The organism is Pseudomonas sp. B21-019, from assembly GCF_024749225.1.
In the GTDB taxonomy this organism is placed as follows: domain Bacteria; phylum Pseudomonadota; class Gammaproteobacteria; order Pseudomonadales; family Pseudomonadaceae; genus Aquipseudomonas.
This window is the reverse complement of the sequence record NZ_CP087193.1, coordinates 4,407,284-4,419,521: the sequence shown is the minus strand read 5'-3', so window position 1 is coordinate 4,419,521 and position 12,238 is coordinate 4,407,284. Positions and strand designations below refer to the sequence as shown.

The window sequence follows — 12,238 nt, the reverse complement described above, 5'->3', positions numbered from 1 at the left end:
TGGAGTCCCCAATGTCAGACAAAAGCCGCCAGATGACCCCCGAAGAGGCTGCTGAATTTGCCGAACAGGTGTTCAACAAAGCGCGCGAGGGCGATGCGGCCATGATGGCTGCGCTGCTGACCAAGGGCCTGCCGCCGAACCTGCGCAACCACAAGGGCGACACTTTACTGATGCTCGCCGCGTACCACGGCCATGTCGACACCGTAAAAGTCCTGCTCGAACACAAGGCCGATCCCGAGATTCGCAACGACAACGGCCAGAGCCCGATTGCCGGCGCGGCATTCAAGGGTGATCTGGCGGTGGTCAAGGCGCTGGTTGAGGGTGGCGCTGAAGTGGAAGGTTCGTCCTTCGACGGACGCACTGCGTTGATGATGGCGGCGATGTTCAACCGCGTCGAAATCATCGACTACCTGATCAGCAAAGGCGCCGATCCGAAAGCCAAGGACGCCAATGGCGTGTCTGCGCTGGACGCGGCCAAGACCATGGGTGCGGCGGATACCACGGCTCAACTGCAAAAACTCCTGGCCTGACCTCTGTGGTGTCGCGGGGCTTTTGTGGCGAGGGAGCTCTGTGGCGAGGGGGCTTGCCCCCGTTGGGCCGCGAAGCGGCCCCCTTTTGGTATCTCAGTCAAACCCAGTTCTCTGGTTTAACGACTGCTTCGCAGCCGAACGGGGGCAAGCCCCCTCGCCACAGGCCCGCAATCCACCCTTGAATGCGTTATCCTTCGCGCCCTCAAAATTCCCTCGCTACAGGATCCACCTCATGAAAGCCGCACTCGTCGAACTCATCAGCAAAATCAGCTCCGGGTGCATGGGCGAGGACGAAATCCTGAAAATCGCTGACGAAGCGGCTCAGGCCTACGCCGATCCCGAGGCTTTTCTGGCGGCCAACCCAGATATCAACTACGACGACACCTTTCCGATCCCGTTGGGCGAGTGGGTTGTCGTCGGCAGTCTGCCGGAAACCGTGTTGTTCCAGGCCGACACCTACATGGACCTGTTCGCGCAGATCGTCGCCTCGTTCGGCCCCGGCGTTGAGTTCAACATCAAGCCCAAGCAACTGGCCAAAACCGAAGCCCTGACGGCGCTCAATCGCATTCAAGTGCAGATGAGCAGCCTGAACAAGGAAAACGGTGGCTACACCTTGATGAATTTCAGCCAGTTGCTCGACGACGAACTGCAAGTGGTGCTGGTCTATGGCAACGACGTGCCACGGGTGTTGGAACTGTGCGCCGAAGTCGGCATCGCCGCCGCGCCCTCCCTGGAAGCCCTGAAAGTGGCCATCCACGTCTGAAACCGTCTACAACGGTAATAAAACGGAACCCTCGCCAGGCCCGACTATCCTAAGAGTGCCTACCATTTTTTTGGAGCGACACCATGGGTTCCACGTTCAACACCCTGATCGGCCTGATTATCTTTGCCCTGGATATCTGGGCCATCATCAACGTGCTTAAAAGTGGCGCCGAAACCGGGATGAAAGTCCTGTGGGTGCTGTTGATCCTGCTGTTGCCGGTGCTGGGCCTGATCATCTGGGCCATCGCCGGGCCAAGAGGTGATGTGCGGATCTGACGATCTTCATCGCAGGAGCGAGCATCAGAAGGTTCGACCTGTCATGTTCCGCGACGTAGAATGCGCGCCTTTCCCGGTCAATCAAGGCGATCGATTGGCCATCATGGGCGGGTAACCGTCCGTTGCCACCCGCATTCATCGGAGCACTTCCCATGAGCAATACCCCAACCAGCGATTACCTGGAAACCCTCTACGAAGGCTATGGCCAGCGTTTTCGCATGGAAAAACTGCTGCACGAAGTGCGCACCGAACACCAGCACCTGGTGATCTTCGAAAACCCGCGCATGGGCCGGGTGATGGCGCTGGATGGCGTAATCCAGACCACCGAAGCCGACGAATTCATCTACCACGAAATGCTCACCCACGTGCCGATCCTCGCCCATGGCACCGCCAAGCGCGTGCTGATCATCGGCGGCGGCGACGGCGGCATGCTGCGTGAAGTGGCCAAGCACCGCAGCGTCGAGCACATCACCATGGTCGAAATCGACGGCACCGTGGTCGACATGTGCAAGGAATTCCTGCCGAACCACTCCAAGGGTGCGTTCGATGATCCACGCCTGAACCTGGTGATCGACGACGGCATGCGTTTCGTCGCCACCACCACCGAAAAGTTCGACGTGATCATTTCCGACTCCACCGACCCGATCGGTCCGGGCGAAGTGCTGTTCTCCGAAAACTTCTACCAGGCTTGCCACCGCTGCCTGAACGAAGGCGGCATTCTGGTGACCCAGAACGGCACCCCATTCATGCAAATCGAAGAAGTCAAAACCACCGCCGGTCGCCTGCGCAGCCTGTTCCCGGACTGGCACTTCTATCAGGCGGCCGTGCCGACCTACATCGGCGGCGCGATGACCTTCGCCTGGGGCGCAACCGATACCGCTTATCGCAAATTGTCCCGCGAAATCCTGCAACAGCGCTTCGCCGGCAGCGGCATCATCACTCGCTACTACAACCCGGAAATCCACATTGGTGCCTTCGCGTTGCCGCAGTACGTGCTGCAAGCGGTGAACAAACCTAGCAACGACTGATGCTTCGTCGATAAGAAAGGCCGTCGCCGGTGTGTGAGACACGCGGGTGACGGCCTTTTTTCATGTCTCGCTTTTAGGATCCCTTGGAACGATCGGCCAATGCACGAGTCGAGATAGATGTAAGCCCATCCATGGGTTTTACCGAGGAGGCACCGATGCAAAAGTGGAAAATCACTTTCGTGGATGAACACGGTGAATCAGTCGACGAACTCTTCGAGTGCGAGGAATGCCCGAATAGCGAGCAAGCCGCCAAACTCATTCGTGCCCGGCGCCTGCCGGTCGCAGCTGAACTTGATCTCAATGATCTGGAGGGGCGTACCGCTGATCCGACTGTCAAAAGTCTGAAATCCCAAAACAGCATTGAAATCCTCAGCATTACTCCAATTTGATACATCTCCTGTCACATTCACCACCAGGCCTTGGCAGCGGCTCTGTGTTGAGGCTACTCTGCAACCGAGATCAGCGAATGACTCGCTAAGGTCTGGTCTTGTCAGCTACATGCTTGTTTCCCGGCGGCAACCTCTGTTGTCGTATCGCTTTCATCAATCGATTGAAAGTGCAGGGAATACGGAAAGTCTATCCATCAGTCTGAGGGGGACGTTTCATGAGCACAGCCTATCAAGAAGACATCAGCAGCAGCGTGCTGCGCCGCATGAAAGAAGGCGGTTTCGATTTTTCACGATTCCATCCCATCGAGTTCTACGCCATTTTCCCGGACGAGGAGCGGGCACGCAGGGCGGCAGGTCATTTTTGTGGTGAATCCTTGAATGCCCAGATCAGCGCGCGTGACGACGGCGCGTGGTCGCTGGAACTGAGCAAAGTGATGTACGCCACCTACGACGGGATCGGCGACTTCGAGCAGGACTTCGAGGCGGTGGTCGAGCCTCTGGGCGGCATCATCGAGGGATGGGGCGTCAAACAGGAGATACGAGGGCTACTCGCATAAGCTTATGAACAGTGACACTTAGTAACGGCTGACCTTTGGGTTGGCCGTTTTTGTTTGTGGGTTTGGAAAGATCAAAAGATCAAAAGATCGCAGCCTTCGGCAGCTCCTACAGGGTGTACGCCGTTCCAATGTAGAAACGCTATCCCAATGTAGGAGCTGCCGAAGGCTGCGATCTTTTGATCTTGTTTTTATTTCACAACATTTCAGACAGGCAAAAAAAAAGCCACCTGAACAGGCGGCTAAAGGGAAGTTCGGTCATCTTTCCAGCGAATGCACGGATTATCCGCATCTCCCTCCCGAGCAGTGAAATCAACTCTGACTATGCTGCTGATAGGCGACAGCATTGCTTCGCCATGAAGCGGGGGCGATCAGGGTGGGGCATTTACCGCACAGGATTGGTGCGGTGCGCGCAGCGACATTATCCAACTGATTGATATCAAAGCGTTTCTGCCTATGGCACGGGCCTTGCGAAGGCCTGGATGTCCGTGTGACAAGGAGTACGGCATGATCCGCACCTTTTTTGATGAAATGTACGATGCCGGCGGCCAGGTCCGTCCGCATTATCGGGAGTTTGCCCGTTGGCTGGCCGAAACGCCTGACGAGCTTTTGGCACAACGGCGACGCGAGGCCGATCTGTTATTTCATCGTGCCGGGATTACCTTCACGCTCTATGGTGATGAGCAGGGGACAGAGCGCCTGATTCCCTTCGACACCATTCCCCGCAGCATCCCCGCCAGTGAATGGCGGGTCGTCGAGCGTGGCTGCATCCAGCGGGTAAAGGCATTGAACATGTTCCTTGCCGACCTCTATCACGAGCAGCGCATCATCAAGGCCGGCATCATCCCGGCCGAGCAAGTGCTGGCCAACGAGCAGTATCAGTTGGCGATGCAAGGGCTGGATCTGCACCGCGATATCTATTCGCACATATCCGGCGTCGACCTGGTGCGCGATGGCGACGGCACCTACTACGTGCTCGAAGACAACCTGCGTACCCCCAGCGGCGTGAGCTACATGCTCGAAGACCGCAAGATGATGATGCGCCTGTTCCCCGAGTTGTTCGCGGCCCAGCGCATCGCACCGATCGACCACTACCCGAACCTGTTGCTCGACACCCTGAAAAGCTCCAGCCCGATCGACAACCCGAGCGTGGTGGTGCTGACGCCGGGGCGTTTCAACAGCGCGTTTTTCGAGCATGCGTTCCTCGCTCGGGAAATGGGCGTTGAACTGGTGGAAGGCGCCGACCTGTTCGTGCGCGACGACAAGGTGTTCATGCGCACCACGGACGGGCCGAAAGCGGTCGATGTGATCTACCGTCGCCTCGACGATGCCTTCCTCGATCCGCTGGCGTTCAACCCCGACTCGATGCTCGGCGTTCCGGGGCTGCTGTCGTCCTACCGCTCCGGCAATGTGGTGCTGGCGAATGCCATCGGCACCGGGGTCGCGGACGACAAGTCGGTGTATCCCTTCGTCACGGACATGATTCGTTTCTACCTCGATGAAGAGCCGATCCTGAAGAACGTGCCGACGTGGCAGTGTCGTAATCCTTCGGAACTGTCCCACGTGCTGGCCAACCTTCCGGAGCTTGTGGTCAAGGAAACCCAAGGCTCCGGCGGTTACGGAATGCTGGTGGGGCCGGCGGCGACGGCGGCGGAAATCGAATCTTTCCGCGAGCGGATCAAAGCCAAACCCCACGCGTACATCGCGCAACCGACGTTGTCTTTGTCGACCTGTCCGACCTTTGTCGAAAACGGCATCGCACCGCGCCACATCGACCTGCGTCCGTTTGTATTGTCTGGCCGCGAAACCCGGGTTGTGCCCGGCGGTTTGACCCGAGTCGCCTTGCGCGAAGGCTCCCTGGTGGTGAACTCCTCCCAGGGCGGCGGAACCAAGGACACCTGGGTGGTCGAGGATTGAAGGAAGCTTTCCATGTTAAGTAGAACTGCCTCGGATCTGTATTGGATGTCGCGTTACCTGGAGCGGGCGGAAAACCTCGCGCGGATGCTCGACATCAGTTATTCGCTGTCGCTGATGCCCCAGGACGGTCGTGGCGACGGCTTGCACGAACTCGCGATGCCGTTGCTGATCACCGGCACGCTGGACGATTACCTGGAGCGCCACGGCGATCTGCATGCCGAACGGCTGCTGCATTTTTTCGCCCTGGACGCGGCCAACCCGGCGAGCATCTACAGCTGCCTCGGTGCCGCGCGAGCCAGCGCCCATGCGGTGCGTGGGCGAATCACTGCCGACATGTGGGAAAACGTCAACGCCACCTGGCTGGAAATTCGCGGGATCGCCGAACAGGGCTTGGGTCGCTACGGCATGAGCCGCTTCTGTGAGTGGATCAAGGAGCGTTCCCACCTGTTCCGCGGCGCTTCCTACGGCACGATCATGCGTAACGACGCGTTCCGCTTCATTCGTCTGGGCACCTTTATCGAAAGGGCCGACAACACCTTGCGCCTGCTCGATGCCCGTTACGAAATGGCCGGCGATCAGGCCGAAGCGGTCAGTGACGGCACGGCCCACGCCTATTACCAGTGGAGCGCCTTGCTGCGGGCCTTGTCGTCGTTCGAGGCCTACACCGAAATCTACCGCGACGCCCCCGGCGCCCGGCATGTCGCCGAGCTGTTGTTGCTGCGCGCCGATGTGCCGCGATCCCTGCGAGCCTGCACCGAAGAGGTCGACCAGATTCTCGCTCAACTGCCGGGGGCCAACGGCCGTCCCGCACAACGCCTGGCGGCGGAAATGGACGCGCGCCTGCGCTACACCGGTATCAACGAAATCCTCGACGAAGGCCTGCACGCCTGGCTGACCGAGTTCATCCCGCTGGTGCGCCAGTTGGGCAATGCCATACACAGTTCCTATCTGGAGGCTGCATGAGACTTTCCATTAGCCACGAGACCGCCTATCACTACGAAGATCAGGTGCGGGCGAGCATCCAGTACCTGCGACTGACACCTCACGACAGCGAGCGCCAGCACGTGCTGAGCTGGCAACTCGACCTGCCGCGCCCGGTGCGCGCGCAACTCGATCCGTTCGGCAACATCCTGCATGTGCTGACCCTGGATGAGCCGCATGAAGCGATCATCATCGGCGCACGTGGCCAGGTCGACATCGACGAGCTGCGCGAAGCCGAGCACGAGAGCCAGTCGGCGCTGCCGTTTTTGCGGTTCACCCGGCTGACCGAAGCCGACGAAGCCCTGCGTGCGTTTGCCGCGAAGGCGTGCAAACAACGCCGGGACCGTACGGCGCTGATCGATTTGATGCATGGCCTGAACCAGCACATGACCTACACGCCAGGTGCCACTGAAGTGGAGACCAGCGCCGCGCAAGCGTTCGCCGGGCGTTCCGGGGTCTGCCAGGACCATACCCATGTGTTTCTCGCCTGCGCCCGCAGCCTGGGCGTTCCTTCGCGTTATGTGTCGGGGTATTTGTACAGCGAGAACAGCGAGCACCTGGCCAGTCACGCCTGGGCGGAAGCCTGGCTGGATGACGCCTGGTATAGCTTCGATGTAACCAACGAACTGGCCCGCCCTGAGCGTCACTTGAAACTGGCCGTGGGCCTGGACTACCTCGACGCCTGCCCGGTGCGCGGCATGCGCCGTGGTGGTGGGTACGAGCAGATGCATGCGAAGGTGTTGGTCTCACCGACGCCTGCGCCGGTGATCTCCGTCCAACAGCAGTAGCAGTCATTCATTGTGGCGAGGGAGCTTGCTCCCGCTCGGCTGCGCAGCAGTCGCAAACCCGGCGAATGCGGTTTGCCTGACGGATCGCGTCGCCTGATTTGAGGGCCGCTTCGCGCCCCAGCGGGAGCGAGCTCCCTCGCCACAGGTGGATGTTTACTTGGCCGTAGACACCTTGCGTCCCGCCATGTGCTTCAAATACCCCACCAACAACTCCAGATCCCCCTCCGGCAACACCGTCGGCGAGAACCCGGGCATCTTCGCCTGCGGCCACTGGCGCAAGCTCTGCGGGTCACGGATGTAACGCTTGAGGAAGTCTGCGCCGAAATACTCGGTCGGGTTGAACGGAATATTCAGGTCCGGCCCGAACTGCGCGTCCCCCGCGCCATTGAGTCGATGACAGGCCAGGCAGTTCTTCTGAAACAGCGCAAAGCCCTTGTTCACCGGATGGTCCGCCTTCAATGCAGGATCGGGTAACAGGGCAGGGAAGCGCTCATCCACCGGGGCCATGCGCTTGATGCTCGCCACTTCGAACGGCCATTGCTCGGGGCTGATATTGCCCGCCTGCGGATCGGTCCAGACCAGATAGAACGGCCCGGCACTGTGTTTGCCCTCGGACAGCGGCGGCCACGGCTTGGCCGGGTCTTCAATCGCCAGCCAGGCCCGCGCGCCTTGGGTATTGAGCAACGGCGCGGCGGCCAGTTCGGCGGCAAAACCGTCCAGGGCCACGGCTTGCAAGTGGTCGTCAGGCTTGATGCCCGTCAACAACGCTGCCAACGGCACGGCGCGATAGCTCATGTCCCGTTTGTAGGAAACGTCGTTAGTGATCGTGATGGTCTGAACCTGAGGATGCTTGAGCAATTCCTCGGTCTGCCAGGTGCGAGGGTTCGCGCCCAGCTCAAGATTCAGCTGCGCGGCAGACAGAGGCGTGCTGAGCAGCAAGGCCCCAAACAGAATGAGCGCTTTCAATTGATCGTCGTCCCTGTCGTGGAAGTGCCGCAAAGGTTGGCACAGCCACGCCGGCCCGGATAGCGAGCCAGTCACATTTTTATCAGGCGAAATGAAAACCCCCGCTGCTCGATCAGCCAAGCACCTTGGTCAGGTTCGGCAAAATCAACAACAGCGTAGTAGCAAATAGAATGAGCCCGGCTTGACGTACTTTCGAATGTTTGAACATGGCTTGACCGCCTTTTTTGTTATTTCCTGGTTGCCTGCCTGCATATCTCCATGACGGCAGAGCGCTGCACTTCCTGTAGGACGAGAGCCTCGGCAAAACCCGACGACAACTTCGTACAGGTTTACATTAGGGCCCGCGTCACGCTTGGCTTAGATCCATTTCGTATGGCATTAGCAATAATCGCTGCCAAAAAGACATGAGGCCTATGGCCAGCTTCTTGGGCGCCCGTTGGCTAGACAGCTTGGTGACACGAATCGATTAATCCGATAGCTGACTACCGTTCGTCTGAGCGTGACCGTCAACGCCAATGAGCACTGTGGTCATTGAATCCACGGCTGCTCGGCATAAGGTGAGGGTATAGAGATCACCCTCAGGTTCGAGAACGCCATGACCCAAGCTTTGATATTCGACGCGTTACGCACGCCCCGTGGCAAAGGCAAGGCCAATGGCGCCTTGCACAGCGTCAAGCCAGTGAACCTGGTGGCCGGGCTGCTGACGGCGTTGCAGCAGCGCACCTCCCTGGACACCAGTCAGGTCGACGACGTGGTGCTTGGCTGCGTGACGCCTATCGGTGATCAGGGCGCCGACATTGCCAAGACCGCCACACAAGTGGCCGATTGGGACGTCAGCGTGGCGGGTGTGCAACTCAATCGCTTCTGCGCGTCGGGGCTGGAAGCAGTGAACCTGGGCGCGATGAAAGTGCGTTCCGGCTTCGAAGATCTGGTGGTGGTCGGTGGCGTCGAGTCGATGTCCCGCGTGGCCATGGGCAGCGACGGCGGGGCCTGGGCGCTGGACCCGGAAACCAACTTGCACAGCCATTTCACACCCCAGGGCGTGGGTGCTGACCTGATCGCGACAATCGAAGGTTTCAGTCGTCAGGACGTCGATGCCTTCGCGTTGCACTCGCAGCAGAAGGCGGCGCGGGCGCGGGCGAATGGTTCCTTCAACAAGTCGTTGGTGCCGGTGCAGGACCAGAACGGCATCATCCTGCTCGATCATGATGAGTTCATTCGCGCCGATTCGACGATGGAAGGCCTGGGCAAGCTCAAGCCGAGTTTCGAAATGATCGGGCAAATGGGCTTCGACGCCACGGCATTGCGGGTGTACAGCCAGGTCGAGCGGATCAACCACGTTCACACACCGGGCAACAGTTCCGGGATCGTTGATGGCGCGGCGCTGATGCTGATCGGCTCCGAAGCGAAGGGCCGGGCGCTGGGCTTGCAGCCACGGGCGCGGGTCGTCGCCACGGCGGTCACCAGCACCGACCCGACCATCATGCTCACCGGCCCGGCGCCGGCCACCCGCAAGGCACTGGCCAAGGCCGGGCTGCGGGTCGAAGACATCGACCTGTTCGAAGTCAACGAAGCGTTCGCCTCGGTCGTGTTGAAGTTCATCAAGGACATGGCCATCGACCCCGACAAGGTCAACGTCAACGGCGGCTCCATCGCCATGGGCCACCCGCTCGGCGCCACCGGTTGCGCGATTCTCGGCACGCTGCTCGATGAACTGGAAACCCGGCGCCTGCGCTATGGCCTGGCGACATTGTGTGTCGGCGGCGGCATGGGCATTGCCACCATCATCGAACGCCTCTGAGCCTGCGTTTAAGAAAATCCGACTCAAGGAAAATTGCCATGACCCAAGCCATTCGTTACGAAAAGGGCCAGGACCGGATCGTCGTCCTGACCATCGACATGCCGGGCCAGAGCGCCAACACCATGAACGCGGTCTACCGCGAGGCCATGGCCACCTGTGTCGAGCGGCTGGTCGCCGACAAGGATGCGATTGCCGGCGTGATCATCACCTCGGCCAAGAAAACCTTCTTCGCCGGTGGCGACCTCAATGAACTGATCAAGGTCGGCAAGCCCGAAGCCCAAGCCTTTTACAACATGGTGCTGACCCTCAAGGGCCAGTTGCGCACCCTGGAAACCCTCGGTAAACCGGTGGTTGCCGCCATTAACGGTGCGGCGCTCGGCGGCGGTTGGGAAATCTGCCTGGCATGCCATCACCGTGTAGCGCTCGACAACCCGTCGGTGCTGCTTGGCCTGCCGGAAGTCACCCTCGGCCTGTTGCCGGGCGGCGGCGGGGTGGTGCGCATGGTGCGCATGCTGGGCATCGAAAAAGCTCTGCCGTATCTGCTGGAAGGCAAGAAAATCCGCCCACAACAGGCGCTGCAAGCGCGGTTGATCGACGAGTTGGCCGCCGATCACGATGAATTGATGGCCAAGGCGCGGGCGTGGATTGTCGCGCACCCGGTGGCTGTGCAGCGTTGGGACGTGAAGGGTTATCAGATCCCTGGCGGTACGCCGTCGGATCCGAAGGTCATGCAGATGCTGGCCATCACGCCGTCGATCCTGCGCAGCAAAACCCAAGGCTGCCTGCCCGCGCCGGAGAAAATCCTCTGCGCTGCCGTGGAGGGCGCCCAGGTGGATTTCGACACCGCGCATCTGATCGAAACCCGCTACTTCACCGAACTGACTACGGGCCAGGTGTCGAAAAACCTCATCGGCACCTTTTGGTTCCAGCTCAATGAGATCAATGCCGGCGGTTCGCGACCTCAGGGCATAGCGCCTTACGTGACGAAAAAAGTCGGCGTGCTCGGCGCCGGGATGATGGGCGCGGGCATCGCGTTTGTCAGCGCCTCGGCCGGTATCGATGTGGTGCTCAAAGACATCAACCTCGCTGCGGCAGAGAAGGGCAAGGCCCACTCGGCGGCGTTGCTGGACAAGAAGGTTGCGCGCGGCCAATTGAGTCGGGAGCAGCGCGAGGCGATTCTGACGCGAATCCATACCACCGAAAATGATGCGGATCTGGCTGGTTGCGATTTGATTATCGAAGCGGTGTTTGAAGATCGCGAGCTTAAAGCCAGGGTCTCATCGGCAGCGCAAACCGTTGTCGGCCCGGACGCGGTGATCGCCTCCAATACCTCGACGTTGCCGATCAGTGGCCTGGCTACCGCCGTGCCAGACCAGAGTAAATTCATCGGCCTGCATTTCTTCAGTCCCGTGGAGAAAATGCCGTTGGTGGAAATCATCAAAGGCGTCCATACCAGCGACGAAACCCTGGCTCGCGGGTTCGATTTCGTCCTGCAAATCAAGAAAACTCCGATTGTGGTGAACGACAGTCGCGGCTTCTTCACGTCGCGTGTGTTCGGTACCTTCACCAACGAAGGCATCGCGATGCTCGGCGAAGGGGTGAGTGCGCCGATGATCGAGACCGAAGCGCGCAAGGCCGGCATGCCTGTCGGGCCTCTGGCGATCTCTGACGAAGTTTCCCTCAGCCTCATGAGCCATATCCGTCAGCAAACTGCCAAAGACCTGCAAGCGGAAGGGAAACCGCTGATTGAGCACCCGGCGTTCGCCGTGATTGACTTGCTGCTCAAGGAATTCAAGCGTCCGGGCAAGGCCGCTGGAGGTGGTTTCTACGATTACCCGGCCGCCGGGCAGAAACATTTGTGGCCGGAGCTGAAAACCCGCTTCGAGAAAGCTGATGGGCAGATTTCGCCTAAGGATGTGCGTGATCGACTGCTGTTCATCCAGGCCATCGAAACCGTGCGCTGTGTGGAGGAGGGCGTGCTGACCTCGACGGCGGATGTCAACGTCGGCTCGATCTTCGGCATCGGCTTCGCGGCCTGGACCGGCGGTGCGCTGCAATTCATCAACCAGTACGGCGTGAAAGACTTTGTTGCCCGCGCCCAGTACCTGGCCGAGCAATATGGCGAACGCTTCACGCCGCCTGCGCTGTTGCTGGAGAAAGCCGCCAAGGACGCGCTGTTCTGAGGAGGCGTTCTAAGGGACCGATGACGCCTTCCGGGGCTTGCCTTGCCACCGTGTTTCAAGGCA

At 59.9% G+C, this 12,238-nt stretch carries 12 protein-coding genes; 11 read left to right on the top strand and 1 reads right to left on the bottom strand.

The window, feature by feature from the left end:
- Window positions 1-11: 11 nt before the first annotated feature.
- The 9 genes from LOY36_RS19515 to LOY36_RS19475 all read left to right on the top strand — a co-directional run bounded on the left by LOY36_RS19515 (window position 12) and on the right by LOY36_RS19475 (window position 7,225).
- Entirely contained in the window at window positions 12-530 is a 519-nt protein-coding gene (locus LOY36_RS19515) for an ankyrin repeat domain-containing protein (RefSeq protein WP_019648228.1), read from the top strand.
- A gap of 232 nt (window positions 531-762) precedes the next feature.
- Window positions 763-1,293, top strand: coding sequence for a hypothetical protein (locus LOY36_RS19510; RefSeq protein ID WP_007940803.1), 531 nt, complete (start codon window positions 763-765; stop codon window positions 1,291-1,293).
- Between the two features lie 83 nt (window positions 1,294-1,376).
- Window positions 1,377-1,568, top strand: a complete 192-nt coding sequence (locus LOY36_RS19505) for a PLDc N-terminal domain-containing protein (RefSeq protein ID WP_007940802.1) — start codon at window positions 1,377-1,379, stop codon at window positions 1,566-1,568.
- A gap of 152 nt (window positions 1,569-1,720) precedes the next feature.
- Complete coding sequence (gene speE / locus LOY36_RS19500) at window positions 1,721-2,596, top strand: polyamine aminopropyltransferase (RefSeq protein WP_258670278.1); 876 nt, start codon at window positions 1,721-1,723, stop codon at window positions 2,594-2,596.
- Between the two features lie 155 nt (window positions 2,597-2,751).
- The gene (locus LOY36_RS19495; RefSeq protein ID WP_019648231.1) at window positions 2,752-2,985 is read left to right on the top strand and encodes a hypothetical protein; all 234 of its coding nucleotides are present in this window, start codon (window positions 2,752-2,754) and stop codon (window positions 2,983-2,985) included.
- Window positions 2,986-3,200: 215 nt separating this feature from the next.
- Window positions 3,201-3,542 (top strand): ribonuclease E inhibitor RraB, encoded by a 342-nt coding sequence (locus tag LOY36_RS19490; protein WP_018925210.1) that lies wholly within the window; start codon window positions 3,201-3,203, stop codon window positions 3,540-3,542.
- A 504-nt stretch (window positions 3,543-4,046) separates the two neighbouring features.
- Window positions 4,047-5,456, top strand: coding sequence for a circularly permuted type 2 ATP-grasp protein (locus LOY36_RS19485; protein ID WP_018925211.1), 1,410 nt, complete (start codon window positions 4,047-4,049; stop codon window positions 5,454-5,456).
- A gap of 12 nt (window positions 5,457-5,468) precedes the next feature.
- The gene (locus LOY36_RS19480) at window positions 5,469-6,419 is read left to right on the top strand and encodes an alpha-E domain-containing protein (RefSeq protein WP_258670274.1); all 951 of its coding nucleotides are present in this window, start codon (window positions 5,469-5,471) and stop codon (window positions 6,417-6,419) included.
- A complete protein-coding gene (locus LOY36_RS19475) occupies window positions 6,416-7,225 on the top strand; it encodes a transglutaminase family protein (protein WP_258670272.1) in 810 nt (269 codons plus the stop codon). Before LOY36_RS19480 ends, LOY36_RS19475 begins: the two co-directional genes overlap by 4 nt.
- Before the next feature lie 153 nt (window positions 7,226-7,378).
- Here LOY36_RS19475 and LOY36_RS19470 read toward each other — a convergent pair whose 3' ends face one another.
- Window positions 7,379-8,191 carry a cytochrome c gene (locus tag LOY36_RS19470; protein WP_258670269.1) on the bottom strand — a complete coding sequence of 271 codons (813 nt, stop codon included), beginning with the start codon at window positions 8,189-8,191 and terminating at the stop codon, window positions 7,379-7,381.
- 595 nt (window positions 8,192-8,786) lie between these two features.
- On the opposite strand from LOY36_RS19470, the gene LOY36_RS19465 reads away from it, so the two are divergent.
- Together LOY36_RS19465 and LOY36_RS19460 are read left to right on the top strand one after the other, a co-directional pair.
- The gene (locus tag LOY36_RS19465; protein ID WP_019648234.1) at window positions 8,787-9,992 is read left to right on the top strand and encodes an acetyl-CoA C-acetyltransferase; all 1,206 of its coding nucleotides are present in this window, start codon (window positions 8,787-8,789) and stop codon (window positions 9,990-9,992) included.
- 38 nt (window positions 9,993-10,030) lie between these two features.
- A complete protein-coding gene (locus LOY36_RS19460) occupies window positions 10,031-12,175 on the top strand; it encodes a 3-hydroxyacyl-CoA dehydrogenase NAD-binding domain-containing protein (protein WP_258670266.1) in 2,145 nt (714 codons plus the stop codon).
- The last annotated feature ends 63 nt before the right edge of the window (window positions 12,176-12,238 follow it).

Excerpts from the sequence above, each read along its gene's own strand:
- LOY36_RS19515 (WP_019648228.1), top strand. The coding sequence starts at position 12 with ATGTCAGACAAAAGCCGCCAGATGACCCCCGAAGAGGCTGCTGAATTT.
- LOY36_RS19510 (WP_007940803.1), top strand. The coding sequence starts at position 763 with ATGAAAGCCGCACTCGTCGAACTCATCAGCAAAATCAGCTCCGGGTGC.
- LOY36_RS19505 (WP_007940802.1), top strand. The coding sequence starts at position 1,377 with ATGGGTTCCACGTTCAACACCCTGATCGGCCTGATTATCTTTGCCCTG.
- speE (WP_258670278.1), top strand. The coding sequence starts at position 1,721 with ATGAGCAATACCCCAACCAGCGATTACCTGGAAACCCTCTACGAAGGC.
- LOY36_RS19495 (WP_019648231.1), top strand. The coding sequence starts at position 2,752 with ATGCAAAAGTGGAAAATCACTTTCGTGGATGAACACGGTGAATCAGTC.
- LOY36_RS19490 (WP_018925210.1), top strand. The coding sequence starts at position 3,201 with ATGAGCACAGCCTATCAAGAAGACATCAGCAGCAGCGTGCTGCGCCGC.
- LOY36_RS19485 (WP_018925211.1), top strand. The coding sequence starts at position 4,047 with ATGATCCGCACCTTTTTTGATGAAATGTACGATGCCGGCGGCCAGGTC.
- LOY36_RS19480 (WP_258670274.1), top strand. The coding sequence starts at position 5,469 with ATGTTAAGTAGAACTGCCTCGGATCTGTATTGGATGTCGCGTTACCTG.
- LOY36_RS19475 (WP_258670272.1), top strand. The coding sequence starts at position 6,416 with ATGAGACTTTCCATTAGCCACGAGACCGCCTATCACTACGAAGATCAG.
- LOY36_RS19465 (WP_019648234.1), top strand. The coding sequence starts at position 8,787 with ATGACCCAAGCTTTGATATTCGACGCGTTACGCACGCCCCGTGGCAAA.
- LOY36_RS19460 (WP_258670266.1), top strand. The coding sequence starts at position 10,031 with ATGACCCAAGCCATTCGTTACGAAAAGGGCCAGGACCGGATCGTCGTC.